This is a genomic window from Pseudomonas sp. UYEF17, assembly GCF_040546125.1.
Taxonomy (GTDB): Bacteria; Pseudomonadota; Gammaproteobacteria; order Pseudomonadales; family Pseudomonadaceae; genus Aquipseudomonas; species Aquipseudomonas putida_Z.
On sequence record NZ_JBEPNE010000001.1, the window covers coordinates 23,494 to 49,751 of the forward strand.

General features: G+C 65.7%; 25 protein-coding genes. 19 read left to right on the forward strand and 6 right to left on the reverse strand.

What is annotated here, in order from left to right; all coding sequences use genetic code 11:
• The 3 genes from ABIB24_RS00105 to ABIB24_RS00115 all read right to left on the reverse strand — a co-directional run bounded on the left by ABIB24_RS00105 (position 1) and on the right by ABIB24_RS00115 (position 3,751).
• Positions 1-2,076 carry a hydantoinase/oxoprolinase family protein gene (locus ABIB24_RS00105; RefSeq protein ID WP_274079037.1) on the reverse strand — a complete coding sequence of 692 codons (2,076 nt, stop codon included), beginning with the start codon at positions 2,074-2,076 and terminating at the stop codon, positions 1-3.
• Positions 2,077-2,253: 177 nt separating this feature from the next.
• Positions 2,254-3,009: an SDR family oxidoreductase gene (locus tag ABIB24_RS00110; protein WP_274079036.1), complete on the reverse strand. Its 756-nt coding sequence runs from the start codon at positions 3,007-3,009 to the stop codon at positions 2,254-2,256.
• Positions 3,002-3,751: an SDR family NAD(P)-dependent oxidoreductase gene (locus ABIB24_RS00115; protein ID WP_085615242.1), complete on the reverse strand. Its 750-nt coding sequence runs from the start codon at positions 3,749-3,751 to the stop codon at positions 3,002-3,004. Before ABIB24_RS00115 ends, ABIB24_RS00110 begins: the two co-directional genes overlap by 8 nt.
• Before the next feature lie 84 nt (positions 3,752-3,835).
• On the opposite strand from ABIB24_RS00115, the gene ABIB24_RS00120 reads away from it, so the two are divergent.
• From ABIB24_RS00120 to ABIB24_RS00160, 9 genes are all read left to right on the forward strand, one after another.
• Positions 3,836-4,426 carry a TetR/AcrR family transcriptional regulator gene (locus tag ABIB24_RS00120; RefSeq protein ID WP_354315955.1) on the forward strand — a complete coding sequence of 197 codons (591 nt, stop codon included), beginning with the start codon at positions 3,836-3,838 and terminating at the stop codon, positions 4,424-4,426.
• Positions 4,427-4,685: 259 nt separating this feature from the next.
• A complete protein-coding gene (gene msuE, locus ABIB24_RS00125; protein WP_025338724.1) occupies positions 4,686-5,246 on the forward strand; it encodes an FMN reductase in 561 nt (186 codons plus the stop codon).
• A 9-nt stretch (positions 5,247-5,255) separates the two neighbouring features.
• Positions 5,256-6,443, forward strand: coding sequence for an acyl-CoA dehydrogenase family protein (locus ABIB24_RS00130; protein WP_085615236.1), 1,188 nt, complete (start codon positions 5,256-5,258; stop codon positions 6,441-6,443).
• A 9-nt stretch (positions 6,444-6,452) separates the two neighbouring features.
• The gene (sfnR, locus tag ABIB24_RS00135; protein ID WP_274079035.1) at positions 6,453-7,553 is read left to right on the forward strand and encodes a sigma54-dependent transcriptional activator SfnR; all 1,101 of its coding nucleotides are present in this window, start codon (positions 6,453-6,455) and stop codon (positions 7,551-7,553) included.
• A 168-nt stretch (positions 7,554-7,721) separates the two neighbouring features.
• Positions 7,722-8,441, forward strand: a complete 720-nt coding sequence (locus tag ABIB24_RS26745) for a hypothetical protein (RefSeq protein ID WP_394519617.1) — start codon at positions 7,722-7,724, stop codon at positions 8,439-8,441.
• Between the two features lie 161 nt (positions 8,442-8,602).
• Complete coding sequence (locus ABIB24_RS00145) at positions 8,603-9,922, forward strand: NAD(P)/FAD-dependent oxidoreductase (RefSeq protein WP_137163643.1); 1,320 nt, start codon at positions 8,603-8,605, stop codon at positions 9,920-9,922.
• Between the two features lie 12 nt (positions 9,923-9,934).
• Entirely contained in the window at positions 9,935-10,717 is a 783-nt protein-coding gene (locus tag ABIB24_RS00150) for an NAD(P)-binding domain-containing protein (RefSeq protein WP_137163642.1), read from the forward strand.
• 227 nt (positions 10,718-10,944) lie between these two features.
• On the forward strand, positions 10,945-11,316 hold the full coding sequence (locus ABIB24_RS00155; protein WP_049866758.1) for a cupin domain-containing protein: 372 nt from the start codon (positions 10,945-10,947) through the stop codon (positions 11,314-11,316).
• 11 nt (positions 11,317-11,327) lie between these two features.
• On the forward strand, positions 11,328-11,669 hold the full coding sequence (locus ABIB24_RS00160) for a RidA family protein (RefSeq protein WP_137163640.1): 342 nt from the start codon (positions 11,328-11,330) through the stop codon (positions 11,667-11,669).
• Between the two features lie 160 nt (positions 11,670-11,829).
• Here ABIB24_RS00160 and ABIB24_RS00165 read toward each other — a convergent pair whose 3' ends face one another.
• On the reverse strand, positions 11,830-12,903 hold the full coding sequence (locus tag ABIB24_RS00165) for a GlxA family transcriptional regulator (RefSeq protein WP_025338715.1): 1,074 nt from the start codon (positions 12,901-12,903) through the stop codon (positions 11,830-11,832).
• A 200-nt stretch (positions 12,904-13,103) separates the two neighbouring features.
• On the opposite strand from ABIB24_RS00165, the gene ABIB24_RS00170 reads away from it, so the two are divergent.
• The 4 genes from ABIB24_RS00170 to ABIB24_RS00185 all read left to right on the forward strand — a co-directional run bounded on the left by ABIB24_RS00170 (position 13,104) and on the right by ABIB24_RS00185 (position 17,400).
• On the forward strand, positions 13,104-14,495 hold the full coding sequence (locus tag ABIB24_RS00170; RefSeq protein ID WP_085591055.1) for an NAD(P)/FAD-dependent oxidoreductase: 1,392 nt from the start codon (positions 13,104-13,106) through the stop codon (positions 14,493-14,495).
• Positions 14,496-14,505: 10 nt separating this feature from the next.
• Positions 14,506-15,474 (forward strand): NAD(P)-dependent oxidoreductase, encoded by a 969-nt coding sequence (locus ABIB24_RS00175; protein ID WP_025338713.1) that lies wholly within the window; start codon positions 14,506-14,508, stop codon positions 15,472-15,474.
• Positions 15,471-16,922, forward strand: a complete 1,452-nt coding sequence (locus ABIB24_RS00180) for an aldehyde dehydrogenase family protein (protein ID WP_354315956.1) — start codon at positions 15,471-15,473, stop codon at positions 16,920-16,922. Before ABIB24_RS00175 ends, ABIB24_RS00180 begins: the two co-directional genes overlap by 4 nt.
• A 160-nt stretch (positions 16,923-17,082) precedes the next feature.
• Positions 17,083-17,400 carry a DUF2388 domain-containing protein gene (locus ABIB24_RS00185; RefSeq protein WP_003260922.1) on the forward strand — a complete coding sequence of 106 codons (318 nt, stop codon included), beginning with the start codon at positions 17,083-17,085 and terminating at the stop codon, positions 17,398-17,400.
• A 128-nt stretch (positions 17,401-17,528) separates the two neighbouring features.
• Here ABIB24_RS00185 and glcC read toward each other — a convergent pair whose 3' ends face one another.
• Positions 17,529-18,293, reverse strand: a complete 765-nt coding sequence (gene glcC, locus ABIB24_RS00190; RefSeq protein WP_274079032.1) for a transcriptional regulator GlcC — start codon at positions 18,291-18,293, stop codon at positions 17,529-17,531.
• A 195-nt stretch (positions 18,294-18,488) separates the two neighbouring features.
• Between glcC and glcD the strand changes: the two genes are divergently transcribed.
• The 5 genes from glcD (at position 18,489) to ABIB24_RS00215 (ending at position 25,000) form a co-directional block, all read left to right on the forward strand.
• On the forward strand, positions 18,489-19,988 hold the full coding sequence (gene glcD / locus ABIB24_RS00195; protein ID WP_354315957.1) for a glycolate oxidase subunit GlcD: 1,500 nt from the start codon (positions 18,489-18,491) through the stop codon (positions 19,986-19,988).
• Positions 19,988-21,040 (forward strand): glycolate oxidase subunit GlcE, encoded by a 1,053-nt coding sequence (gene glcE, locus ABIB24_RS00200; RefSeq protein ID WP_274120939.1) that lies wholly within the window; start codon positions 19,988-19,990, stop codon positions 21,038-21,040. The genes glcD and glcE overlap by 1 nt, the downstream gene beginning before the upstream one ends.
• A 9-nt stretch (positions 21,041-21,049) precedes the next feature.
• Complete coding sequence (glcF, locus tag ABIB24_RS00205; protein WP_274120938.1) at positions 21,050-22,285, forward strand: glycolate oxidase subunit GlcF; 1,236 nt, start codon at positions 21,050-21,052, stop codon at positions 22,283-22,285.
• The gene (locus ABIB24_RS00210) at positions 22,278-22,676 is read left to right on the forward strand and encodes a heme-binding protein (RefSeq protein ID WP_274079029.1); all 399 of its coding nucleotides are present in this window, start codon (positions 22,278-22,280) and stop codon (positions 22,674-22,676) included. The genes glcF and ABIB24_RS00210 overlap by 8 nt, the downstream gene beginning before the upstream one ends.
• 152 nt (positions 22,677-22,828) lie before the next feature.
• Entirely contained in the window at positions 22,829-25,000 is a 2,172-nt protein-coding gene (locus tag ABIB24_RS00215) for a malate synthase G (protein ID WP_289515340.1), read from the forward strand.
• 127 nt (positions 25,001-25,127) lie between these two features.
• On the opposite strand, the gene ABIB24_RS00220 is transcribed toward ABIB24_RS00215, so the two are convergent.
• A complete protein-coding gene (locus ABIB24_RS00220; RefSeq protein ID WP_137163631.1) occupies positions 25,128-25,709 on the reverse strand; it encodes a flavin reductase family protein in 582 nt (193 codons plus the stop codon).
• Between the two features lie 197 nt (positions 25,710-25,906).
• Between ABIB24_RS00220 and ABIB24_RS00225 the strand changes: the two genes are divergently transcribed.
• On the forward strand, positions 25,907-26,245 hold the full coding sequence (locus ABIB24_RS00225) for a hypothetical protein (protein ID WP_085591035.1): 339 nt from the start codon (positions 25,907-25,909) through the stop codon (positions 26,243-26,245).
• Positions 26,246-26,258: the final 13 nt, after the last annotated feature.

Here is a 26,258-nt window from a genome sequence, read left to right on the forward strand (position 1 = left end):
TTAGCGGCGCACGACCAACAGGCAGCCGTCTGGCTGGACCGTGGCGGTGAAGTTGGAGGTGACGAAGGTCGAGGTTTCGCGCTCGACGATGATTGCCGGGCCATCGACGCGGGCACCGACCTGCAGTTCCTCGCGCGGATGGATGCCGGCCTCGACGAAACCGCCGGCAGCCACGTCGAACACCTGGCGGCGGGCGACTTCATGGGAGCGGTAGGCGGCACCCACTTCTTCGATTTGCTGTACCGGTGGCAACGGTGAACTGGCCTTGACCGACCAGCTGACGATTTCGATATCCGGCCCCTCGATAGGGCGACCGAAGAAGCGGGTATAGGCTTCTTCGAAACGGGCCTTGAACTCCACCGTATCCGCGGCATTGAAGGCCTTGAACGGCAGGGCAACCGGAATTTCCCAACCTTGGCCGACATAGCGCATGAACGCGGTGCATTCCATTTCTGGCTCACCGGTTGGCATACCTTGACGCAGGAAGCCCAGCGACTCGGCTTTCATCTCGTCGATCAGGCCATTGACCTGCACGGCCTCGAATTCGGACAGGCGCACGAAGGCACTGCGCACGGCTTCGTAGCCGAATGGCGCACGCAGGAAGCCGATGGCCGAGCCCACACCGGCGCCGGCCGGGACAATGAAGCGCGCCACGCCCATCTTTTCGCACAGCCGTGCAGCGTGGAGCGGACCGCCGCCACCGAAGGTGATCATGGTGTAGTCGGCGATATCCTTGCCACTCTCCACCGCATGCACGCGACCAGCGTTGGCCATGTTCTCGTCGACCACTTCGCACACACCAAAGGCTGCGGTATCGGCCTGCATGCCCAGCGGCTGGCCGATGACCCGAGCCATGGCGTTGGCGGCATTGTCGGTGGAGAGGCGCAACGCGCCACCGGCAAAGTTGTCGGCGTCCAGGCGGCCGAGCAGCAGGTTGGCGTCGGTGATGGTCGGCTCCTGACCGCCACGGCCGTAACAGGCCGGGCCTGGCTCGGAAGCCGCGCTATGCGGGCCAACGCGAATCTGGCGCATGCTGTCGATGCTGGCAATGGACCCACCACCGGCGCCGATCTCGACCATCTCGACCACCGGAATGGAAATCGGCATGCCACTGCCCTTCTTGAAGCGATAGGTACGTGCAACCTCGAAGGTTTTCGCGGTTTTCGGCACCTGGTCTTCGATCAGGCAGATTTTTGCCGTGGTGCCGCCCATGTCGAATGACAGCACGTTCTCCAGCTGGTACCGGCGAGCGATATCGGCAGCGAAGATGGCGCCGCCGGCTGGACCGGACTCCACCAGACGTACCGGGAATTCAGCGGCACTCTGCACCGAGATGATGCCGCCACCGGAGTGGATCATGAAAACCGGGCAGTCGGCGCCGGCTTCCTTGAGGGTGACCACCAGGCGGTCCAGGTAGGACTTGATCAGCGGCTTGACGTAGGCGTTGGCGCATACGGTATTGAAGCGCTCGAACTCGCGCATCTGCGGCGAAACTTCGCTGGAGATGGAAATTGACAGTTGCGGCAGACGCGCCTGCAGGGCATCGCGCAGCTGGCGCTCGTGGGCACCGTTGACGTAGCTGTGGATGAAGCCGATAGCCACGCTCTGGTAGTTGCCTTCGGCGATACGCTCGACCAATGCGTCGATCTCGGCCTGCGCCGGGGCGATCAGTACCTGGCCTTTGACATCCAGGCGTTCGCGCAGGGTGTAGCGGTGTTCGCGGTCGATCAGCGGCGGCGGCAGGACGATGTTGATGTCGTACTGCTCGAAGCGGTTTTCGGTGCGCATTTCAAGGGTGTCACGGAAGCCTTCGGTGGTGATGAAGGCGGTGCGTGCGCCACGGCGCTCAATCAGCGCATTGGTGGCAAGGGTGGTGCCATGGATCAGCTGATCGATGTCCGACAGCGACAGGCCCGCCTGCTCCACCACTTGGCGCACGCCAGTGAGGATGGCCCGTTCCGGCAGCTCGTAGTCGGTCAGGATCTTGGTCGAATGCAGCACGCCGTTCACGTCCAGCGCGATATCGGTGAAGGTCCCGCCTATGTCCACGCCGACCCGGCATGATGTCGCAGTCATCGTCATATCCCCTGCAATGCTTTGTAGTTGTCTCGATCCGCTGAAGCGGTCTTCATGTAAGTTATATGTTGTCTTACAGGTGGTCAAGCACCTATTTGCTGAAATCTGCTGCGCCAGTGCCGGCCTCTTCGCGGGCGTGCCCGCGAAGAGATCTGCACAGCCAATACAACTAGCGGATCAACCGCCGGTCTTGACCATCCGCCCGCCGCCCACCGCCTGCGACGTGGGGAACACTTCCAGCCGCGACACATCCACTTGCCGCGGCATCTTCAGCGCCGCCAGCAACAGCTGTGCAATATCCTCCGGCTGGATCGACTCATAACCGTCATACAGTTCGCTGCCCGCCGCCTGCATGCCCATGGCGGTCTTGTACAGCTGGGTCTGCACCCTGCCCGGGGCAATCTCGGTCACCCGCACCCCGCTGCCCAGCAAGTCACAGCGCAAGGCATCGCAGAACAGGCTTACACCGGCCTTGGACGCCCCGTATACAGCAGCCCCCGGGTGCGGCGCGCGGCCAGCACTGGAGCCAATGAAGAACAGATGCCCCCTGCCCCGTCCGACCATGCCCGGCAGCACCTGGCGCGCCAGGTGCAGCGGCGCCTTGAGGTTGATGTCGAGCATGTTGTCGATTTCGGCTTCGTCGATGTCCTGGAACGCCGCACGGGTGGAAAGAATGCCCGCGTTGTTGACCAGCACATCCACCGCTTGCCCTTCCAACGCAACAGCCAGCGAACGGTAGTCGCGTACATCCGCCTGCAAGGTGGTCACACCCGACTCGCCAGCCAGCTCCGCGAGCGCTTCCGGGCTGCGCCCGACCGCAATCACCTGCAGGCCGGCGTCACGCAGCGCCAGTATGATGGCCTTGCCGATACCGCTGGTAGCCCCAGTCACCAGCGCGCGCTGGTAGCCCTCGGGAAATGCGACTTCAGGCATAGATGTAACCCCCGCTGACGATCACGTTTTCACCGGTGGCGTAGCTGTTGCGGCTGCTGCCCATCATCACGATCCACTCGGCGATTTCTGCTGGTTCCGCGGCGCGACCCAACGGGTTGGCCGCTGCCAGTTCACCAAGGAAACCCAGCTGCTTGGCGCGCTCGGTGGCAAAACCGGCCGGGGCCACCGAATTGACCAGGATCTGGTCCTTGGCACAGGCCTGGGCGAACGACTTGGTCAGGCTCACCACCGCAGCCTTGGTCGCCGCATAGTGGGCGTTTTGCGGGTGGGCCTTGAAGGCATCAACCGAAGTGACGTTGACGATGCGCCCGGTCACCGCCGGGGCTGCCACGTACTGCTGCATGTGGCGCACCGCAGCGACCATCATGTGGTAGGTACCCTTGATATTGACGGCGTTTTCCAGGTCCCACTCTTCGTCAGTGATCTCGAGGATATCCTTGCGCGGGTAGATCGCCGCACTGTTGACCAGGCAATGCACCCGGCCCAGGCCTTCGACGATCTGGTCGAAGGCCGCGTGGGCAGTGTCCTTGCGGGCGATGTCACCCACCGCGATCGCCACCTCCACACCCTGCCCGCGCAGCTCTTCTGCTGCTTGCAGCAACAATTGCTCGTTGCGGTCGATCAGGCCGATCTTGCCAGCGCCACGCTTGACCATCAGCCGGGCTGTTTCCAGGCCCAGACCTGAGGCGCCACCTACGATCACCACCGTTTGATTTTCCACAAAACACCTCCGTGATTGAGTCTTTACGTAAGATGCCTGTTGTCTTACATTTGGTCAAACATCAATTCGTCGACAGGTGCTGCCATGCCCGCCTCCAGCCACTCGCCCGTACCCGCCCCGCATGCCCGGGACCGCTTGCTGGAGGCGGCGAGCGCGCTGTTTGCCAGCCACGGCTACCAGGCCATCGGCCTGCGCGACCTGGCCAGCCACCTGGGGCTCCGAGCCGGGTCGCTGTACCACCATATCGAGAGCAAACAGGGCCTGCTGTTCGAACTGATCGAATCGAGCCTGACCGACCTGCTGTATGAAACCCGACAATGCCTCAAAAGCGCCCGTACCAACAGTGAACGCTTGCCGTGCTTCGTCCAGGCGTTTGTTGCGTACAGCCAGGCCAACCCGGACAAGCTGGTGCTACTGACCCGCGAAGCCATGAACCTGAACGAAGAGCAACTGTTGCAGGTTGAACAGTTGAAGGCGCAATACAGCGGACTGCTCAGCGAAATTGTCGCAGCCGAGTGCGGCTTGACGGCATCGCGCGCGCGTTCGATCGCCCAGGCGGTACTGGGGTTATTGTGCGGTCAGGCCCAGTGGGGAACGGTGATGGCCGCCAGAGAGCAACTGGTGGCGTTCGTACAAGGGATTGTCGGAACCGGTAAGGCAGCGGCATGCCCGTAAAACATAATTCGCATAAGAATATGAATTCTTATTCTTTTTTAACCATCAAGCATTGCTCTATAACTGTCCTCACTGCACAGCCGCCAACACCCGGCCAACTGTCTGCAGCGCAACACACAATCAACAGGCAACGCCCGCACGGCAACAACGCCGCAACCATCAAAAAAGCGCTAACCAGTTGAAATAAAAGAATATTCAAACTCGGCACGACGATTGCTCAAGCAAAGTCCCCCGCTCAACCAGAACCGGAGACCTGCCCATGAGCACCCCACTGAACGTCGTAGCCCTGTCCGGCGGCACTGCCCGCCCTTCGCGCACCCTGGCCCTGACCGAGGCGATCCTCGCCGAACTGGCCCAGCACCTGCACATCAAGCCGCACCTGATCGAACTGGGCGAGATCGCCCGCCCGCTGGGCAGCGCCCTGTGGCGCAGCGAACTGCCCGAGGCCGTTGAACAGCAACTGCGCCTGGTGGAAAAAGCCGACCTGCTGGTGGTGACCACGCCGGTGTACCGCGGCAGCTTCACCGGCCACTTCAAGCACCTGTTCGACCTGATCGGCCAGGACGCCCTGGTCGACACCCCGGTGCTGCTCGCCGCCACCGGCGGCAGCGAGCGCCACGCGCTGGTACTCGACCACCAGCTGCGCCCACTGTTCAGCTTCCTGCAAGCCCTGACCCTGCCCATCGGCGTGTTCGCCAGCCAGGCGGAAATGGCCGACTACCGGGTGTCCAGCGCAGCCCTGGCCGCCCGTATCCGCCTGGCCGCCGAGCGCGCCGTGCCGCTGTTCGGCGCCCATCATGCGCTGCGCAAGAGCGCCTGAGGAGCGGCCATGAATGCACCTGTGAACACCCCCCGGCGCCCTGCCCTGGCCATCGCCCGCGAACTGGCCGGGCAGTTTGCCCAGACCGCCGTCGAGCGCGACGAGCGCGGCGGCACGCCAAAAGCCGAGCGCGACGCCCTGCGTGACAGCGGCCTGCTGTCGCTGGTGATCCCGCAGGCCTTCGGCGGCCAGGGCGCCAACTGGCACGACACCTTCGCGGTGGTGCGCGAGTTCGCCCGGGTCGACAGCTCCATCGCCCACGTGTTCGGCTTCCATCACCTGATGCTGGCCACCGTGCGCCTGTTCTCGCGCCCGGACCAATGGCAACCGTGGTTCGAGCAGACCGCCCGCAAGCAGTGGTTCTGGGGCAATGCCCTGAACCCGCTGGACACCCGCACCGTGGTCAAGCACTTCGATGGCTGGTGCGAGTTTTCCGGCAAAAAAAGCTTCTGCTCCGGCGCCAGCGATTCGGAAATGCTCATCGCCTCGGCGGTGGACGAACGTGCCGGCGGCAAGCTGCTGATCGCCGCCATCCCCAGTGGCCGCACCGGCATCAGCCTGCACAGTGACTGGAACAACATCGGCCAGCGCCAGACCGACAGCGGCAGCGCCACCTTCGAGCGGGTACGGGTGGAGCACAACGAACTGCTGCTCGACCCAGGCCCCCTGAGCACGCCGTTCGCCGCCCTGCGCCCGCTGATTGCCCAGTTGCACTTTGCCAACCTGTTCCTCGGCATCGCCGAGGGGGCGTTCGAGGAGGCCCGCCAGTACACGCTCAAGGAAAGCCGGCCGTGGTTCCGCTCCAGCGCCGCCAGCAGCGCCGAAGACCCATACGTGTTGCGCCATTACGGCGAGTTCTGGGTCGGCCTGGAGAGCGTGCGCCTGCTGATCGAGCGGGCCGCGCGCCAGCTCGATGCCGCCTGGGCCAGGGAGCACGCCCTCACGGCGCAAGAGCGCGGCGACCTGGCCCTGGCCATCGGCACCGCCAAGGTTGCCGCCAGCCGCCATGGCCTGGACATCTGCAACCGCCTGTTCGAGGTCACCGGCGCCCGCGCCACCCATGCTTCGCTACGCTTCGACCGGCACTGGCGCAACCTGCGCACGCAAACCCTGCACGACCCGGTGGACTACCGCATCCACGAACTCGGCGAGTGGGCCCTCAACGACAAGCGCCCTGCCCCATCCTTCTATTCCTGAGGATTGCCCATGCAACTGCTGACCCTCCCCCCGTCCCCGACACTGGCCACCTCGATCCGGGCCACCGCACAGGTTTTCGAAGACCCCAGGTCGCAGGCGCTGCTCGCCCACCTGCAACAGGTCGCCCCCAGCGAGGCCAGCGTGCTGATCATCGGTGAAACCGGCACGGGCAAGGAGCTGGTCGCACGCCACATCCACAACCTCAGCGGCCGGCGCAACGGCCCGTTCGTCGCGGTCAACTGCGGTGCCTTTTCCGAATCGCTGGTCGAGGCGGAGCTGTTCGGCCATGAAAAAGGCGCCTTCACTGGTGCCCTGGCGGCCAAGGCCGGCTGGTTCGAGGAGGCCAACGGCGGCACGCTGTTCCTCGACGAAATCGGCGACCTGCCGTTGCCGATCCAGGTCAAGCTGCTGCGCGTGCTGCAGGAGCGCGAAGTGGTGCGGCTGGGGTCGCGCAAGAGCATCCCGATCAATGTGCGGGTACTGGCGGCGACCAACGTGCAACTGGAAAAGGCCATCAACGCCGGGCATTTCCGCGAAGACCTGTACTACCGGCTGAACGTGGTGACCTTGCAGTTGCACCCGTTGCGCGACCGCCCGGGTGACATCCTGCCGCTGGCCCGGCACTTCATCCGCAGCTACAGCGACCGGCTGGGCTACGGGCCGGTGGAGCTGAGCGCCAAGGCCCAGGCCAAGCTGGTGGAATACAGTTGGCCGGGCAACATCCGCGAGCTGGAGAACGTGATTCACCACAGCTTGCTGACCTGTGGCGACGGTACGGTGCAGGCGCAAGACCTGCGCTTGTCCAACCTGCGTATCGAACGGCAGGAGGAAGAGCCTGCGGGCAATGGCGTTGAGGATCTGCTGCAGCGGGCGTTCAGCCGCTTTTTCGAAGAGCAGTCGGGTGACCTGTACGAGAAGGTGGAAAATGCCCTGCTGCGGTCGGCGTATCGGTTCTGCCATTACAACCAGGTGCATACCGCGCAGTTGCTGGGGTTGTCGCGCAACATCACCCGCACCCGGCTGATTGCGATCGGCGAGTTGGTGGTGAACAAGCGGCGGGGGCAGGAGCAGCAGGTGCTGGATAACCGGGTGGTGCGGTTGTCGATCTGAATGCTTGTAAACCTGTGCCGGCCCCTTCGCGGGTAAACCCGCTCCCACAGGGGCCGCGCCAAGCTTGAGATCGGCACAGTACCTGTGGGAGCGGGTTTACCCGCGAAAGGGCCGGCACAGGCACCCAAACTGCTAGTTCTGGTCGCCTCCGCGATCATCCCCAACATCATGGTCAGCCCCATCATCAGCGCCATGCCCTACACCGTGGGGCTCGCCCACGTCGTGATTCGCTTCGTGATTCGCCTCATGGTTGGCTTCGTGATTTGCTTCGTGGTTGGCCTCGTGGTCGGCGCCATCATCAGCACCATTGCGCCCGCGGCCATCATGCCCTGGGCCGCCATGCCCACCTCCATCGCCACTATGCCCGCTGCCACTGCCGCCGTGGCCACCACCCGAGCCACCGCCGCCGCTACCACCACCTCCACCGCCATGACCACCGCCGCCGCCACTACCACCGCCTCCACCGCCATGACCACCGCCGCCGCCACTACCACCGCCTCCACCGCCATGACCACCGCCACCACCACTACCACCACCTCCGCCGCCATGGCCACCACCACCGCCGCTGCCTCCGCCACCACCACCGTGACCACCACCGCCTCCGCCTCCGCCACCATCCTTCGCATACGCGCTGGAGGTACCGCCAATGGAGTCAGGCACCAACACGGCCGAAGCCGACAACACTGCACCGATAGCCAAAGCCAACAAGCATTTCCTGAGCATGATGAGCCTCCGCTTGGAGTAGCACCGGGTTGCACGACGCACCCTGTGATTTCCGGCCCCCCTTGGGGCAACCTGCAAACCAGCGCGGCCTTCCATCTGCAGCGGTTGAACGAGATCCTTCAGGGCCTGCCGGCCAAATATTTCAGGATGTTTCTTGATTTTTGAGCGTAGCCACGCCGCTGCGCTTGTCACCGACCGGTCATCAGAATGGCCGGCCCGACAGGGTCAATGCGCGCAGCCAGAACATCTTATTCCCCGTCCCTCCCGTCATAGTCCCCACCCGGACGCCAATGCCATAGTGGAGAAAACAACACGGATAAAATCCCATGTACAGAAACACCTCTACCCCCGCGGACGACAACGGTTGCGGCTGGTTCCACCTCAGCCCCGGGCGCCAGCCTCGCGCCGCGCACCGGGGGCGGAGCGAGGCGCGCTGGGTGGTGCTCGGGGCAGGCTTCACCGGCCTTGCCGCCGCGCGGCAACTGGCGCTGCATCACCCTGACGACGAGGTGATCCTGGTCGAAGCCCAGGAGGTTGGCTTTGGCGCCTCGGGGCGCAACTCCGGCTTTGCCATCGACCTGCCTCACGACATTGGTGCCGCCGACTACATCGGCGACCTGCCCACCGCGCGGATGAACCTCAAGCTCAACCTGCGCGCGCAGGCGATCCTGCGCGGGCTGATCAACCAGCACGGCATCGACTGCCAGATCCGCCCGGACGGCAAGTACCAGGCGGCGGTCGAAGACAAAGGCCTGGCCGTGCTCGAGGCGTACCGCAGCGGCCTGGAAAAACTCGGCCAGCCCTACCAGATGATCGACGCCCGCGACCTGCCCGAGCACTTCGGCACCGCGTTCTACCGCAAGGCACTGTACACCCCGGGCACCCAGCTGCTGCAACCGGCCGCCCTGGCCAAAGGCCTGGCCGACAGCCTGCCGGGTAACGTGACCCTGCACGAGCGCACCACCATCACCCACATCGAGCAGGGCCGGCGCATCACCCTCAAGCATGCCAACGGCGAGATCGTCGCCGACCAGCTGCTGCTGACCAACAACGCCTTCGCCTCGCACTTCGGCTTCCTGCCCGGCCGCCTGCTGCCGATCTTCACCTACGCCAGCATGACCCGCCCGCTGACCGAGGAAGAACAGGCGCGCCTGGGCGGCAAGGCCAGCTGGGGCATCATCCCCGCCGACCCGTTCGGCAGCACCCTGCGTCGTACCCCGGACCAGCGCCTGCTGGTACGCAACAGCTTCAGCTTCAACGCCGACGGCCGAGCCAACCCGCGCCACATTGCCCGCGCCGGGCGCCAGCATCGCGAGTCGTTCGAGCGACGCTTCCCGATGTTGTCGGGCATGCCATTCGAATACACCTGGGGCGGCTCGATGTGCCTGTCGCGCAACCACCTGTCGCACTTCGGCACCCTTGCCCCCAACGTGCATGCGGCGCTGTGCTGCAACGGCCTGGGTATTACCCGTGGCACCGCCACCGGCACCCTGCTGGCCGACTGGCTGAGCGGCGAGCGCGACGAACTGATCGACTTTCTGCTCGGCTCGGCAGGCCCCAACCGCAACCCGCCGGAGCCGCTACTGAGCGTGGGCGTCAACCTCAACCTGCACTGGGGCCAGCGCCGCGCCGGCCTGGAAAGCTGACAAGGAGGCACTATGCATAGCCTGGGCATTCTCGGGGTCGGCGAGCTGACCGAAAAAGTGGTCATCGGCCTGCGCCGCAGTGGCTTCGACGGGCCCATCCTGCTGTCACCGCGCAATGCGCAACGGGCCGCCCTGCTGGCCCGGGAGCACGCTTGCGAAGTACTGGCGAGCAACCAGGCGGTGGTCGACCAGGCCGAGCTGGTGATCCTTGGCGTGCGCCCGCATTCGCTGGGCGAACTGGCAGGCGAAGTACGCCTGCGCCCCGGCCAGCGCCTGGTGTCACTGGCTGCCGGGGTGAGCCTTGGGCAACTAGCAAGCGCCTTCCCCGGCGCCCTCTGTGTGCGTGCGATGTTGTCGTATGCCGCGCAGTACAACCAGTCCACGGTGGTGGTCTGCCCGCCGGATGCGCTGACCACGCAATACCTCGGGCCACTGGGCAAGCTGGTAGTCCTGCGGGGTGAGCCCGAGTTCGAACTGGCCACGGTGGCAGCCTGCATGAATGGCTGGTTCTACTTCCTGCTGCACGACCTGCAACAGTGGCTGATGGACAAAGGCCTGCCGGCGGCCGAGGCACGCGCGCTGGTGCTGGGCAACCTGCAGGACTGCGTGGCCAGTGCCGGGCAGCAGCCAGGATACACGCTCAAGGCACTGGGGCAGGCCATTGCCACCCCCGGGACCTTTACCGCCGATGGGCTGGAGGTGCTGATGCATCAGCCGGTGAGTGCCACCTGGGGCGCGGCGTGCGAGGTGGTGCTGGATGGGTTGTTGACCCGGTCGCGGTTGGCTGAGCGATAGGTTTTCCTGCACCGGCCTCTTCGCGGGTAAACCCGCTCCCACAGGTTGATCAGTGCTGCTGAAGATAATGCAATTACCTGTGGGAGCGGGTTTACCCGCGAAAGGGCCAGCAGCCCCAGTAAAGAAACGGAAGTGTTCTACCCGCCCGACAGCAGCATCCCACGACCCGTCCCAGCCGTTATATGGCCCGCCATCAGGCCAGTGCGATAGTGCTGCGCAGTCCCTGCATGAACCAAAGGAACCCATACGTGAGCCAAGTCCTGACCGTAGTCCGCAACGCCCCCGCCTCCCCCCTGGGCACCCCGGCCCCTGCCCGCCTGCCGATCGGCGAACCCATCGCCCAGGCTGCCACCGCCCAGGACCAGACCGACCAGGCCGTCGGCGCCAGCATCGGTGTATGGGAAAGCAGCCCGGGGGTGTTCCGCCGTCACCTGAAAAACCGTGAATTCAGCCACATCGTCAGCGGCTGGTGCACCTTCACCCCCGACGGTGGCGAGCCGGTGGAGCTGCGCGCGGGCGACGCGGTGCTGTTCCCGGAAAACTGCGAGGGTGTGTGGGACATTCGCGAAACCCTGCGCAAGACCTACGTGCTGTTCTAAGGAAACTGTCGATGATCGAACGTATCAACCCCGGCCCACGGGCCAGCCAGATGGTGCTGGTGGATGGCCGCATCGAAACCTCGGGCATCGTCGCCCTGCAACCGGGCGACATCGCCGCGCAGACCCGCTGCGTACTGGCGCAACTGGAGCAGTGGCTGGCGCAGGTCGGTGCAGGCAAGGGCAACCTGACCCGCGTGCAGATCTGGCTGGCCGACATGGGCGAGTTTGCGGCGATGAACGAGGTGTATGACGCCTGGGTTGGCGATCAGCCGCCAGTGCGGGCTTGTGTAGGCGCGGCCCTGGCGACAGCGGATTACCGCATCGAGATCCAGGCCTTCGGCCAGCTCTCATAACCAGCGCGGTCCCTGTAGGAGCGGCCTTGTGTCGCGAAAGGGCTGCGCAGCAGCCCCGGCAATTTATGCATTTGCGCTGAAACCCTGGGGCTGCTGCGCAGCCCTTTCGCGACACAAGGCCGCTCCTACAGCGATCCACAGCAGGAAGAGCGCCAACCGCTCACAACTCCGGGTCCAGCCCCACCTTGTCACCGTGCCAGTCAAACCGCTCCACCTCATGCCGCCGCTTGCGGAAGCTGTACGGCGTCTCGCCATACTGCTTGCGGAACCACAGGATGAAGTGCGACGCATCGGAAAACCCGCACGCCAAGGCAATGGTGGTGATGTTCTGGCTGGTATTCACCAGCAACCGCCGGGCATGGTCCAGGCGCAGCTTGCGCCAGTAGTTGGCCGGCGGTTCCTGGGTATTGGCAACGAACTCGCGGTGCAACTGCCGGGGGTGGGTGCCCACCGCTTCGGCCACGGCCTTTAGCGTCATCGAGGCATCCAGGTTGGCCCGCATGAAGCTGATCGCCCGCTGCACCCTGTCGTTCTGGTACACGCATTCGCTGGCCGCCTTGCCCTCCTGCTCGTCGGCACGCTCGTCCACCAGCAGGTATTCCAACCCCTTCTGCGCCCGTACCGCACCGCAATGCCGGCGGATCAGGTTGGCTGCCAGGTCGATGGCGGTGCCACCCGGGCAGGTGATGATGCCGCGGTCGTCCACATAGCTCTTGTCGATCACCGCCGTGGACAGCGGGAAGCGCTCCCTGAACTCATCGCGCAAGGTGAAATGCAGGGCGCAGCGCCGGCCATCCAGCAGCCCGGCCTTGCCCAGCACGAACGAGCCCGAACACAGGGCGATGATCGGGATATTCGCGGCATGCACCTCGCGCAGCGCATCCAGCAACCAGGCCGGCGGGTTGCGGGTTTCGTCCAGCAGGCCGCCGGCCAGCACGATGTAGTCGTACTGGGCGAACAGGTTCAGCGGCTTGGTCGGCGAAATGGGCATGCCGCAGCTGGCGGTGATCGGCTGGTCGTCGAGGGTCATCCAGTCCCACTGGCAAAACACCTGCTGGCTGCGGAACGACTTGTCGGCGGCAAAGCGCAGCGAGTCCACCAGCCCGGCCACCGGCACCAGGGTGAAGTGGTTCATCAGCACGAACCCCACCCGCAGTTCCGGCTTTACCTGCGCAGCGATGACAGGGGCATGCGCCGGTTCTTCCCGTTGTTCTATTTGTTGTTGAGCAACCATGGACGCAAGCCTCATGACGTTTGCAATAGCGCCATTCTAAAGTGCGCCCAGCGTCCGTCATATCATATGCATCCCCACAAATAGGAAATCCGTGACAAAAGGCGGCACCGTTCTATCAATTGTCATGACTGTAATATCGGCCCGCCGGCCCGGCTGAGCATCATGTGCCCACAAGACAAACATGCTCAGAGGCACCCCTCATGTACCGTGGATTCTGGTATGCCCAGGCGCTTGACCTGGACAGCGACCTCGCCCCTGCCCTGCAGGACTCGATTCAAGCCGACGTGTGCATCGTCGGCGGTGGCTTCCTTGGCCTGTGGTCGGCCATCCGCCTGAAAACGGCCCACCCGGAAAAAACCATCGTCATCGTCGAGCGCGACCGCTGCGGCTCCGGTGCCAGCGGGCGCAACGGGGGCGTGGCGACCAACTGGTGGGGCAAGTACCTGTCGGTGCGCACCATCTGCGGCGACGTCGAGGCTCGGCGCATCTGCCAGGCCGCCGAGTCGGCCATCGACGAGATCGGCAGCTTCTGCCAGGAACACGGTATCGACGCCCAGTACCGCAAGGACGGCTGGCTGTGGACCGCGACCAACCAGCGGCAGATGAACTCCTGGCGCGTGCTCACCGACGGCCTGCAGAAACTCGACGTCAACCCGTTCCAGGAGCTGGACCGCCAGACCATCCGAGGCCGCGTCGGCTCGCCGCTGGTGCTGGGTGGCATCTACGACCCCAACGCCGCCACCGTGCAGCCGGCCATGCTGGCCCGCGGCCTGCGCCGCGTGGCGCTGAAGCTGGGCGTGCAGATTTTCGAGAAGTCGCCGTTCACCCACCTGGAACGCGGCAAGAACCCGGTGGTACACACCGCCAAAGGCCATGTGAAGGCCAACCACGTGGTACTGGCACTCAACGCCTGGGGTGCGCAGTTCCCCGAGCTGCGCCGGATGATCGCGATCATGTCCAGCGACATGGTCGCCACCGCGCCGGTCAAGGCCAAGCTCGACGCCATCGGCTTTAGCGGCGGCGAATGCATGACCGACTCGCGCACCGTGCTCAACTACTGGCGCAACACCCCGGACGGGCGCGTGGTGTTCGGCAAGCCGCTGGGCCAGTTCGCCTATGCCGGGCGCATCGGCAACCTGTATGAAAAGCCGTCGCCGGCCGCCGACAAGGTTGCCGCCGAACTGCGTCGCCTGTACCCGCAACTGCAGGACGTGCCAGTGGTCAGCAGCTGGACCGGGCCGATCGACCGGGCCATGAAAGGCTTGCCGAACTTCGGCTACCTCGACCATCACCAGACTGTCAGCTACGGCATCGGTTTTTCCGGCAACGGTGTGGCCACCACGGTGTTCGCCAGCCGCATCATCAAGTCGCTGGCTACCCATGCCAACGACGAATGGGCCAACTGTGGCCTGGTCAACCAGAAGATGAAACTGCTGCCGCCAGAGCCGTTCCGCTTCTTTGGCGCACACCTGGTGCGCGATGCGCTAGTGCGCAAGGAATCGCTGGAGGACCACGACCAGGACGCCGGCTTCATCACCCGCCAGCTGGTCGGCATGGCGCCCGCCGGCTACGTGCCCGCGCAGAAAAAATAAGGACAATACCGTGAGCGAACATATCGTCTTCCTCGACGACGAAGGCCTGGCGCCTTCCACCCGCCTCAAGCGCCCTGACTGCGAGCACAGCTGGCAGCAGTTTGCCTACACCCACCCCGACCAGGTGCTGGAGCACCTGCAGGACGCCACCGTGGCGCTGACCTGCAGCGTGCCGCTGCGTGAAGAGCACCTGCGCCAGCTGCCCAGGCTGAAGATGATCTCGCTGGCCCTCACCGGCCGCGACATCGTCGATGTCGCCTACTGCGAGGCCCACGGCATCGAGGTGTCGAGCGTGCCGGGCTATGCCGCCAACACGGTGGCCGAACACAGCCTGGCGATGATCCTCGAACTGTTCCGCCGCCCGGCCGCGTTCACCCGCCTGATGCGCCAGGTGCATGCCGGCGACAAGCCGCACCAGAACATCTACTTCAACCACCGCATCCGCGATGTGCGCGACAAGCAGCTGGCGATCATCGGCAGCGGCCCGATCGCCCTGCGCCTGGCGCACCTGGCGCGGGCGTTCGGCATGCAGGTGCTGTTCGAGGACCGTGGCGGCAAGCGCAAGGGCCCCGACTGCCGGCCGCTGGCCGAACTGCTGAAAAGCTGCGATGTGCTGTCGATCAACTGCCCGCTCACGCCCGAAACCTACAACCTGATCGACGCCGGGCAACTGGCGTTGATGAAGCCCGATGCCTTGGTGATCAACACTGGCCGTGGTGGCGTGGTCAACGAAGCGGCGCTGATCCAGGCACTGCAGCAAGGTCGCCTGGGCGGCGTGGCACTGGATGTGGTCGAGGTAGAGCCGCTGCACCCGAGCAACCCGTTGTTCCAGCTGATCGACCGCGATGACTTCCTGCTCAACCCGCACATCGCCTGGAGCAGCGAAGACGCCATGCAACAGTTGATGGACAGCGCCGTGGACAACATCAGCGACTTTGTCGCTCGCCAGGTTTCTGAAAAAAGGATTCGCACCGCATGACCCTCGTGACCAAGAGCAGCTACGTCGATGGCGCCTTCATCCCCCTGGGCAGCAGCGCCGACATCCTGGAGAACCGCAACCCGTCCCACCCGGGTGAAGTGGTCGAACGCTTCGAACGCGCCGACCAGGTGCTGACCGAACAGGCCATCGCCGCTGCCCGCCGGGCGCAGCCGGCCTGGGCGCGCAGCAACCCGCAGCAGCGCGCTGACGCGCTGGACTTCATCGGCACGGAAATCCTCGCCCGCCGCGAGGAGCTGGCCACGCTGCTGGCCCGCGAAGAAGGCAAGGTGGTGCGCGAAGCCCTGGGCGAAGTGGACCGGGCCGGGCGCTCGTTCAAGTTCTACGCCCAGGAAGCCCTGCGCGCCGAAGGCGAGAAGTACCAGTCGGTGCGCCAGGACGTGGCCATCGATGTGTTCAGCCAACCGCTGGGCGTGGTCGGCATCATCGCGCCGTGGAACTTCCCCATCGCCATCCCGGCGTGGAAGATCGCCCCGGCGCTGTGCTTTGGCAACTGCGTGGTGTTCAAGCCGGCCGAACTGGTGCCGTCCTCGGCCTGGGCCCTGGCCGAAATCATTTCCCGCGCCGGGTTGCCGGCGGGCGTGTTCAACATGCTGATCGGCCCGGGGCGCAGCGTGGGCGACACGATCATCCGCTCGCCACTGGTCGATGGCATCAGCTTCACCGGCTCCGAGCACACCGGCCGGCAGATCGCCCGGCTGGCGGCCGAAGGCATGAAGAAGGTGCAACTGGAGATGGGCGGCAAGAACCCGCTGATCGTACTGGATGACGCCGACCTGGAGCAGGCGGTGGAGGTGGCGCTGAACGGCTCGTTCTACAGTACCGGCCAGCGCTGCACGGCCAGCTCGCGGGTAATCGTGACCGCCGGCATTCATGACGCCTTCGTCGCGCGCCTGGCCGAGCGTACTCGCGCGCTGCAGGTAGGTGATGCGCTGCAAGCCGGCACCGACATCGGCCCGGTGGTCGACAGCCGGCAACTGGAGCAGAACCTGTCGTACGTGGCCGCCGGCCTTGAACAGGGCGCGAAGCTGGTGTGCGGTGGCGAGCGCATCGACAACCCGGCGGGGGCGTATTTCTTCACCCCGGCGCTGTTCACCGAAGTGACCGCGGGCATGCGCATCTACCGCGAGGAGATTTTCGGGCCGGTGCTGAGCGTGCTCAAGGTGCGTGATTACGAGGAAGCCTTCACCGCCGCCGAGGACACCGCCTTTGGCCTGTCTGCCGGGATCGTCACCACCTCGCTGCGCCATGCCGAGCATTTCAAGCGCCACAGTTCGGCGGGGATGGTGATGGTCAACCTGCCTACGGCCGGGGTGGATTACCACGTGCCGTTTGGTGGGAATGGGGCATCGAGCCTGGGCTCGCGGGAACAAGGCACGCATGCGCGGCAGTTCTTTACCCGGGTGAAGACTACTTACCAGTTGGCCTGAGCGGGCCCTGGGGGCCGCTTTGCGGCCCATCGCGACACAAGGCCGCTCCTACAAGGGGCCGCGATCTCCAGAACGAACAAGGGAACTACCACCCCACCTGCGCTTTCTTAAACACTGAGTGGTTCAATTACTTGGGCTTCATGCTACTGGAGATCACACCATGCGCCACCTACTCCTCGCCCCTGCGCTGCTGCTCCTGCTGCCTGCCGGTGCTGCCCTGGCTGACGTCGACGCAGGCGACGTCGCAACCTCGGCCGGTGTTTCCGCCTCGCTTTACTCGACCTTCAAGGACGACAAACGGATCATCCCGGCGCGTGACGAGCTTTCGGCCTACGTCGCCAGCGGTGGTGCAATCCGTGGCGCCTATGTGGAGTCGGCGCTGGAACAAGCCCGCAAGGACAACCCGGGCCTGCAGGCCAATGATGAAGAACTGGCCCGGGCCCTCCTCTCGCAGGATGACCGCATAGCCGATCATTGATTGAGGTAATCCTGCACCGGCCTCTTCGCGGGTAAACCCGCTCCCACAGGAACCGCACCGACCTCAAACCCAGTGCGGTCCCCTGTGGGAGCGGGTTTACCCGCGAAAGGGCCGGCACAGGCAAAACCTCAACCCCAGCCATCCATGCGCATGGTAGCCCTTACCAGCCGCTGCTCTTCCTGCTCGATCTCCCGCAAACTGTCGCAAATCCCGTTGATATGTTCGCGCGCCGCGCGCTGCGCCTGCTCAGGCAACTGCTCCATTACCGCGTGATACAACCGCGCATGCTGGCGGTCGATCTGGCGCTTCTGCGCCGGTCGGCAATACAGGTTGTTGACCGAAGCGAACACCGTGCTCAAGGTCAGGTCACTCAGCGATTGTAAGGTATGCACCAGCACCGGGTTGTGCGACGCCTCGCTGATCGCCCGGTGAAAGGCATGGTCGCGGCGGGCATGTTCACGGGCATCGATCGCTTCGGGGGTTTCGTGCGCAGCCAGCATTTCTTCATAGCGCCGACGGATCAGCAAACGGTCGACCTCGGTGGCCCGCAGCGCCGCCAGGCGCGCCGATTCGGCTTCCAGCAACGCCCGCACTTCCAGCAGGTCGAACAGCGTACGCGGCTGCGAGCCGAACAGGTGCATCAACGGCGTGGCACCCGCATGGCCCGTCAGGTCGGCAACGAACGAGCCCCGCCCCTGCTCGGTGTCGATGATGCCGCGCCCGCGCAGGATGCGCAGGCCTTCACGCAGCGCCGAGCGCGAGCAGCCCAGCTTGTCCACCAGGCGCCGCTCCGACGGCAGGGCCTGGCCCACCTTGAGCACGCCTTCGACGATCAGCCGCTCGACCCGTTCGGCCACCTGGTCGGCGACCTTGGCCTTGCCTTCAGTACCCACTGCGTACCCTCCTGCTGGTAGGACCACTTCGACCACCTGCCTCAATCTAGCCAGGCAAAGCCGTCAATAACCAGTACCCGTCGCAAAAACTGGTAGGACCAGTTCACCCCGTACTCGACCCGGGCGGCGGCCACGCGCAGGCTGCAAGGGTGAGCGCTTTGCCAACAACAACAAAAACCGTTGCCGAGTGAGCCGATGAATATCCTGTATGACGAACGCGTCGATGGCGCGCTGCCCGACGTGGACCGGGTGGCGCTGCTGCAGGCGCTGCGCGCTGCCCTGCCGGACCTCGAGATCCTGCACCGCGAGGAAGACCTCAAGCCCTATGAATGCGACGGCCTCTCGGCCTACCGCACGGTGCCGCTGCTGGTGGTGCTGCCCGAGCGCCTGGAGCAGGTGCAGGCGCTGCTCAGGCTTTGCCACCAGCGTGGTGTGCCGGTGGTGGCACGCGGCGCCGGTACCGGCCTGTCGGGCGGCGCCCTGCCACTGGCCAAAGGCATCCTGCTGGTAATGGCGCGGTTCAACCGCATTCTCGAAGTCAACCCGCAGGGCCGCTTCGCCCGTGTGCAGCCCGGCGTGCGCAACCTGGCCATCTCCCAGGCGGCCGCGCCCCACGGCCTGTACTATGCGCCGGACCCGTCCTCGCAGATTGCCTGCTCCATCGGCGGCAATGTCGCCGAGAACGCCGGTGGCGTGCACTGCCTCAAGTACGGCCTGACCGTGCACAACCTGCTCAAGGTGGAAATCCTCACGGTCGAGGGCGAACGCCTGACCCTCGGCAGCGATGCCCTGGACAGCCCCGGTTTCGACCTGCTGGCACTGTTCACCGGCTCCGAAGGCATGCTCGGCATCGTCACCGAAGTCACCGTCAAGCTGCTGCCCAAGCCCCAGGTGGCGCGGGTGCTGCTGGCCAGCTTCGACAGTGTCGAGGACGCCGGCCGGGCAGTGGCCGAGATCATCGCTGCCGGGATCATCCCCGGCGGCCTGGAGATGATGGACAACCTGGCGATCCGCGCCGCCGAGGACTTCATCCATGCCGGTTACCCGGTGGACGCGGCGGCCATCCTGCTGTGCGAGCTGGATGGCGTCGAGGCCGATGTGCATGACGACTGCGAACGGGTCGCCGCCGTGCTGGCCCAGGCCGGCGCGCGTGAAGTGCGGCTGGCCTGCGACGAGGCCGAGCGCGTGCGCTTCTGGGCCGGGCGCAAGAACGCCTTCCCGGCGGTGGGGCGCATCTCCCCGGACTACTACTGCATGGACGGCACCATTCCGCGCCGCGAACTGCCACGGGTGCTCAAGGGCATCAGCGAACTGTCAGGCGAATACGGCCTGCGCGTGGCCAACGTGTTCCACGCTGGCGACGGCAACATGCACCCACTGATCCTGTTCGATGCCAACCTGCCAGGCGAGCTGGAACGTGCCGAAGCCATCGGCGGCAAGATCCTCGAACTGTGCGTGGCCGTGGGCGGCAGCATCACCGGCGAGCACGGTGTGGGGCGCGAGAAGATCAACCAGATGTGCGCACAGTTCAACAGCGACGAAATCACGCTGTTCCATGCGGTCAAGGCCGCCTTCGACCCACAGGGCCTGCTCAACCCCGGCAAGAACATCCCCACCCTGCACCGCTGCGCCGAATTCGGCGCCATGCACGTGCACCATGGGCAATTGCCCTTCCCCGAACTGGAGCGTTTCTGATGAGCATGGACCGCGACATCAGCCAGGCCCTGCTGGAGCAGGTCAACCAGGCGCTGAACCAGGCCACGCCGCTGCGTATCCAGGGTGGCAACAGCAAGGCCATGCTCGGCTGCCCGGTGACCGGCGAGGTGCTCGACACCCGCAGCCACCGCGGCATCGTCAGCTACGACCCGACCGAACTGGTGCTGACTGCCCGCGCCGGCACGCCGCTGCGCGAGATCGAGGCGGCGCTGCACGAGGCTGGCCAGATGCTGCCCTGCGAACCACCGCACCTGGGCCCCGACGCCACCCTGGGTGGCATGGTCGCGGCCGGGCTGTCCGGCCCAAGGCGGCCGTGGGCCGGGTCGGTGCGTGACTATGTGCTGGGCACGCGGGTGATCACCGGCCACGGCAAGCTGTTGCGCTTTGGTGGCGAAGTGATGAAGAACGTTGCCGGCTACGACGTGTCGCGGCTGATGGCGGGCAGCTTCGGCTGCCTCGGGCTGCTGACCGAGGTGTCGCTGAAAGTGCTGCCACGCCCGCGCCAGTGCCTCAGCCTGCGCCTGCCGATGGGCCGCCACCAGGCGCTGGCGGAGCTGGCTGAATGGGGCCAGCAGCCGCTGCCGATCAGCGCGGCCTGCCATGACGGCGACGCGCTGTACCTGCGCCTGGAAGGCGGCGAAGGCTCGGTGCAGTCGGCACGCCAGCGCCTGGGCGGCGAGGCACTGGACAGCAGCTTCTGGAGCGACCTGCGCGAGCAGCGCCTGGCGTTCTTTACCGGCCCCGCGCCGCTGTGGCGCCTGTCCGTGCCCAACGCCACCGGCGAGCTGGAGCTGCCCGGCCAGCAGCTGATCGACTGGGGTGGCGCGCAGCGCTGGCTCAAGTCCACGGCACCGGCGCAAGAGATCCGCGAGCAGGTCGCCAAGGTCGGCGGCCACGCCACCTGCCATGCCCCTGGCGCTGCCAGCAGCCCACCGCTGCCCGCCGCGCTGATGCGCTACCACCGTGCGCTCAAGCAGCAACTCGACCCCCAGGGGGTGTTCAACCCTGGCCGTCTGTACCCGGACCTGTGAGGCCAGACCATGCAAACCAACCTGAGCGAAACCGCCCGGCAACTGGCCCGCGCCGACGAGGCCGAAAGCATCCTGCGCTCCTGCGTGCACTGTGGTTTCTGCACCGCCACGTGCCCCACCTACCAGCTGCTGGGCGATGAACTGGACGGTCCACGCGGGCGCATCTACCTGATCAAGCAGATGCTCGAAGGCGCGCCGATCACCGCCAGCACCCAGTTGCATCTGGATCGCTGCCTGACCTGCCGCAACTGTGAAACCACCTGCCCTTCCGGGGTGAAGTACCACGACCTGCTGGACATCGGCCGCGCCGTGGTCGAACAGCAGGTGCCACGCCCGCTCGGCCAGCGCCTGCTGCGCCAGGGCCTGCGTGCAGTGGTGCCACGCCCGGCGCTGTTCAAGGCCCTGACCCGCAGCGGCCAGGCCCTGCGCCCGCTGCTGCCGGCCACGCTCAAGCGCAAGCTGCCGGCGCGGGTCACCGCCCCCGGCCAACGCCCCGCACCGCGCCATGCGCGGCGGGTGCTGATGCTGGAAGGCTGCGTGCAACCGGCCCTGTCGCCCAACACCAATGCTGCCGCCGCACGCCTGCTGGACCGCCTGGGCATCAGCGTGGTGCCGATCCGGCAGGCCGGCTGCTGTGGCGCGGTGGACTATCACCTCAATGCCCAGGAACAAGGCCTGCAACGGGCGCGGCGCAATATCGATGCCTGGTGGCCAGCCATCGAAGCCGGCGCCGAGGCCATCGTGCAAACCGCCAGCGGCTGCGGCGCTTTCGTGCGTGACTACGGCCACCTGCTGGAAATGGACCCGCGCTACGCCGCCAAGGCCGCACGGGTCAGCGCCCTGTCCCGCGACCTGGTGGAGGTGCTGCGCGACGAGCCGGTCGAGCAACTGGGCCTGTGCGCCGAACAGCGCCTGGCCTTCCATTGCCCATGCACCCTGCAGCACGCGCTGAAGCTGGGGGGGGCGGTGGAGGCCTTGCTGACACGCCTGGGCTTTACCCTGACCCCGGTACCGGACGGCCACCTGTGCTGCGGCTCGGCCGGCACCTATTCGCTGACCCAGCCCGAGCTGTCGCTACAACTGCGCGACAACCGCCTCAACGCCCTGGAAAGCGGCAAACCGCAAGTCATCGCCACCGCCAACATCGGCTGCCAGGCCCACCTCGACGGGGCCGGGCGCACACCGGTGCGGCACTGGATCGAAATCGTCGAAGCAGCCTTGAACCCGGAGAACCACCATGCATAGCAAGTCCGTGATCGGCCAGGCCGAAGTCGCCCGCGTGCTGACCGCCGCCCGCCAGCAAGCCCAGGCGCAACAATGGAACGTGACCATCGCCGTGGTCGACGACGGCGGCCACCCGCTGGCCCTGGAGCGCCTGGACGGCTGCGCGCCGGCCAGCGCCTACATCGCGATGGAAAAGGCCCGCACTGCCGCGCTGGGGCGCAAGGAGACGCGGGATTACGAGGAGATGGTCAATGGTGGCCGTACCGCTTTCGTCACCGCGCCGCTGCTGACCAGCCTGGAAGGTGGCGTGCCGCTGCGGATGGATGGGCAGGTGGTGGGAGCGATCGGCGTGTCCGGGGTCAAGGCCGAGCAGGATGCCCAGGTGGCCAAGGCCGGGGCGGCTGCCCTCTGAATCCTGTGCCGGCCTCTTCGCGGGTAAACCCGCTCCCACAGGAGCTGCACAGGCCTCAGGCCTTGTGAAAGCCCTGTGGGAGCGGGTTCACCCGCGAAAGGGCCGGCAAAAGCAACATTTACCCAGAAGCCTGAACATCGAGCGAACAGACAATGCCAAACCATCCACTCCAGATCGCCCCCACCCTGCAGCGCTTCATCGAAGACGAAGCCCTCCCCGGCACCGGCATCGAAGCCCGCACCTTCTGGCAAGGCTTCAGCACCCTGGTCCACGACCTCGCACCGCAAAACCGCGCCCTGCTCGCCGAGCGTGAGCGCCTGCAAGCAGAACTGGACAACTGGCACCGCCAGCACCCCGGCCCGATCCGTGACATGGCCGCCTACCAGCACTTCCTGCAAGGCATCGGCTACCTTGTGGAGCCCCCGGCAAGCGTGCAGGTCAGCACCCGCAACGTCGACCGCGAGATCGCCGTGCAGGCCGGCCCGCAACTGGTGGTGCCACTGAGCAACGCCCGCTACGCCCTCAACGCCGCCAACGCCCGCTGGGGCTCGCTGTACGATGCCCTGTACGGCACCGATGCCATCGCCGAAACCGATGGCGCCGAACGTGGCCAGGGCTACAACCCGCGACGCGGCGCCAAGGTGATCGCCTATGGCCGGCAGTTCCTCGACACCGCTGCCCCGCTCGACGGTGCGTCGCACAACGACGCCAAGGCCTACGCGATCAGCCAGGGCACGCTGCAGGTGACCCTGGCCGATGGCCGCCAGGTGGGCCTCATGCACCCCGCGCAACTGCGTGGCTACCAAGGTGAGCCGAACACGCCAACAGCGATCCTGTTGCAGCATCACCAGCTGCATTTCGAAATCCAGGTCGACCCGGCCAACGCCATCGGCCAGCAGGACCCGGCCGGGGTCAAGGACATCCTGCTGGAGGCCGCGCTCACCACCATCATCGACTGCGAAGACTCGGTAGCCGCCGTGGACGCCGACGACAAGGTCAACGTCTACCGCAACTGGCTCGGCCTGATGAAGGGCGACCTCAGCGAACAGGTCAGCAAGGGCGGCAAGACCTTCGCACGTACCCTGGCCGAAGACCGCCACTACCACGGCGCAGACGGCCAGCCACTGACCCTGCCGGGCCGCTCGCTGCTGTTCATCCGCAACGTCGGCCACCTGATGACCAACCCGGCCATCCACGACCGCGATGGCCGGGAAATCCCGGAAGGCATCCTCGATGCCGTGGTCACCAGCCTGATCGGCCTGCATGACCTCAAGCGCCGCGGCAATTCCCGCGAGGGCAGCCTGTACATCGTCAAGCCGAAGATGCACGGGCCGGCCGAGGTGGCCTTTGCCGACCAGCTGTTCGGCCGCGTCGAAGCCCTGTTGGGCCTGCCCGCACACACGCTGAAGATGGGCATCATGGACGAAGAGCGGCGTACCAGCGTCAACCTCAAGGCCTGCATCGCCAGCGCCGCGTCACGGGTGGTGTTCATCAACACCGGCTTCCTAGACCGCACCGGTGACGAGATGCACACGGCCATGGAAGCCGGCGCCATGCTGCGCAAGGGTGACATGAAAGGCAGTGCCTGGATCCAGGCCTACGAGCGCAGCAACGTACTGGTGGGGCTGGCCTGTGGCCTGCGCGGCAAGGCGCAGATCGGCAAGGGCATGTGGGCCATGCCCGACCTGATGGCGGCCATGCTCGAACAGAAAGTCGCCCAGCCCAGGGCCGGCGCCAACACCGCCTGGGTGCCCTCGCCCACAGCCGCGACGCTGCATGCGCTGCATTACCACCAGGTGGATGTGGCGGCCGTGCAGCAAACGCTGGAACAGGTTGACCTGAATGCCCAGCGCGCCGAGTTGCTGCATGACCTGCTCAGTGTCCCGGTCAGCCCCGAGCGGCCCTGGAGCGCAGCCGACATCCAGGCCGAACTGGACAACAATTGCCAGGGTATCCTCGGTTACGTGGTGCGCTGGGTCGAGCAAGGGGTCGGCTGTTCCAAGGTGCCGGATATCCATGATGTGGGCCTGATGGAAGACCGTGCGACCTTGCGGATTTCGGCGCAGCACATTGCCAACTGGCTGCACCACGGGGTGGTCGATGCCGACCAGGTCGAGGCAACCTTGCAGCGCATGGCCCGCGTGGTCGACCAGCAGAATGCCGGGGACCCGGCGTACCGGCCGATGGCCGCCTGTTTCGAGACATCGCATGCATTCCGCGCTGCGCGGGAGCTGGTGTTCAAGGGCCGGCAGCAGCCCAGTGGCTATACCGAACCGTTGCTGCATGGCTGGCGCTTGCGCTTCAAGCAGGAGGTCGGGCGCTGATGCTGACAGGGGCCGCCATGCGGCCCTATCGCCGGCAAGCCAGCTCCCACAGGTACTGCACAGGCTTCAGGCCTGGTGTGATACCTGTGGGAGCTGGCTTGCGGCGATGAGGCCGGGCCAGGTGTAATCAACTTTGCGAATCGACCACCACCGGCTCGCCTATCGCATAAAAATGCCCACCCGCCACGTAGTGCAAACTGCGCCACTGCGGGTCGGCATTCTCGTAGGCCCAGTGGCCATCGCGGAACACCCGGTCATCGGCCCAGGCCGCCACCACCTCGCCAATGAACAGGTCGTAAGTGTTCTGGTTGTGCGGCTCGTCGATCACCCGGCACATCAACCAGGCCGAACAGCCCTCCACCAACGGCGCCGCATGCCCCTCGACCCGCGCCAGCTGCACACCAATGCTGGCGAGCTTGTCGGGCTGGTCGAACAGGCTGCGGGTACCCACCTGGTGGGTCAACTGCGCTTGCGCCGCGGTGGGCACCTGGATCACCAACCAGCCACTGCCCTCCACCAACTGCCGTGTGCGGGCGGTCTTGTCGAGTACCACGGTCACCTTGGGTGGATCGAAATCCAGCGCACAGGCCCAGGCGGCCGCCATCACATTGTCCACCCCTTCGTGGCTGGCCGACACCAGCACCGTCGGGCCGTGGTTCAGCAGGCGATAGGCCTTTTTCAGGTCGACGGCTTGGAAATGGCTGTTCATGGCAATCCTCGGCAAGGCGGGTAGCGGGCGGCAAATTGTGCCGCAGGCGCCGTCCTCCCGCCAGCTTGGGGTGTCACTCCTGCATCTTCAGAAAACTCCTACGCGTTGCTCGGATGCGTCCTACTTGTTGCCCCCTGCCCACTGAAAACATGATCGGCACTGGATGACGCAAGGTCGCGATCCAGAGGAGGTTCCGCATGCACCTGTACGCCCGCCCCACTGCCGAATTGCGCAGCACCCTGCGCGAACTGCTGGCCCATGACATGAACAACCCGGACGAAGACCCCCACCTGTCGGGGGTGATGTTCTTCTGCGCCACCGATGAACGCTCCCGCCAGCTGATCGAGCGTATCGAGTTGCTGGCCAGCGAGTTGTTCTTCGACCCGAACGGGCGGGCCATTACCGAGCATATGAAAGCGGCGGCGGTGGAAGGCGTGCGCATCAAGCGCAACCGCAAGGCGCCGGCGGACGAGACGGTGATACGTATCGCGCTGGCGGACAAGGGCTACATCACGGTGAGTACGGCACGCTTCTGAGCATCAGCTTGCG

Coding starts and splice junctions, on each gene's coding strand:
- ABIB24_RS00105 (WP_274079037.1), bottom strand. CDS start 2,076: ATGACTGCGACATCATGCCGGGTCGGCGTGGACATAGGCGGGACCTTC.
- ABIB24_RS00110 (WP_274079036.1), bottom strand. CDS start 3,009: ATGCCTGAAGTCGCATTTCCCGAGGGCTACCAGCGCGCGCTGGTGACT.
- ABIB24_RS00120 (WP_354315955.1), top strand. CDS start 3,836: ATGCCCGCCTCCAGCCACTCGCCCGTACCCGCCCCGCATGCCCGGGAC.
- msuE (WP_025338724.1), top strand. CDS start 4,686: ATGAGCACCCCACTGAACGTCGTAGCCCTGTCCGGCGGCACTGCCCGC.
- ABIB24_RS00130 (WP_085615236.1), top strand. CDS start 5,256: ATGAATGCACCTGTGAACACCCCCCGGCGCCCTGCCCTGGCCATCGCC.
- sfnR (WP_274079035.1), top strand. CDS start 6,453: ATGCAACTGCTGACCCTCCCCCCGTCCCCGACACTGGCCACCTCGATC.
- ABIB24_RS26745 (WP_394519617.1), top strand. CDS start 7,722: ATGGTCAGCCCCATCATCAGCGCCATGCCCTACACCGTGGGGCTCGCC.
- ABIB24_RS00145 (WP_137163643.1), top strand. CDS start 8,603: ATGTACAGAAACACCTCTACCCCCGCGGACGACAACGGTTGCGGCTGG.
- ABIB24_RS00150 (WP_137163642.1), top strand. CDS start 9,935: ATGCATAGCCTGGGCATTCTCGGGGTCGGCGAGCTGACCGAAAAAGTG.
- ABIB24_RS00155 (WP_049866758.1), top strand. CDS start 10,945: ATGAACCAAAGGAACCCATACGTGAGCCAAGTCCTGACCGTAGTCCGC.
- ABIB24_RS00160 (WP_137163640.1), top strand. CDS start 11,328: ATGATCGAACGTATCAACCCCGGCCCACGGGCCAGCCAGATGGTGCTG.
- ABIB24_RS00165 (WP_025338715.1), bottom strand. CDS start 12,903: ATGGTTGCTCAACAACAAATAGAACAACGGGAAGAACCGGCGCATGCC.
- ABIB24_RS00170 (WP_085591055.1), top strand. CDS start 13,104: ATGTACCGTGGATTCTGGTATGCCCAGGCGCTTGACCTGGACAGCGAC.
- ABIB24_RS00180 (WP_354315956.1), top strand. CDS start 15,471: ATGACCCTCGTGACCAAGAGCAGCTACGTCGATGGCGCCTTCATCCCC.
- ABIB24_RS00185 (WP_003260922.1), top strand. CDS start 17,083: ATGCGCCACCTACTCCTCGCCCCTGCGCTGCTGCTCCTGCTGCCTGCC.
- glcD (WP_354315957.1), top strand. CDS start 18,489: ATGAATATCCTGTATGACGAACGCGTCGATGGCGCGCTGCCCGACGTG.
- glcE (WP_274120939.1), top strand. CDS start 19,988: ATGAGCATGGACCGCGACATCAGCCAGGCCCTGCTGGAGCAGGTCAAC.
- glcF (WP_274120938.1), top strand. CDS start 21,050: ATGCAAACCAACCTGAGCGAAACCGCCCGGCAACTGGCCCGCGCCGAC.
- ABIB24_RS00210 (WP_274079029.1), top strand. CDS start 22,278: ATGCATAGCAAGTCCGTGATCGGCCAGGCCGAAGTCGCCCGCGTGCTG.
- ABIB24_RS00215 (WP_289515340.1), top strand. CDS start 22,829: ATGCCAAACCATCCACTCCAGATCGCCCCCACCCTGCAGCGCTTCATC.
- ABIB24_RS00220 (WP_137163631.1), bottom strand. CDS start 25,709: ATGAACAGCCATTTCCAAGCCGTCGACCTGAAAAAGGCCTATCGCCTG.
- ABIB24_RS00225 (WP_085591035.1), top strand. CDS start 25,907: ATGCACCTGTACGCCCGCCCCACTGCCGAATTGCGCAGCACCCTGCGC.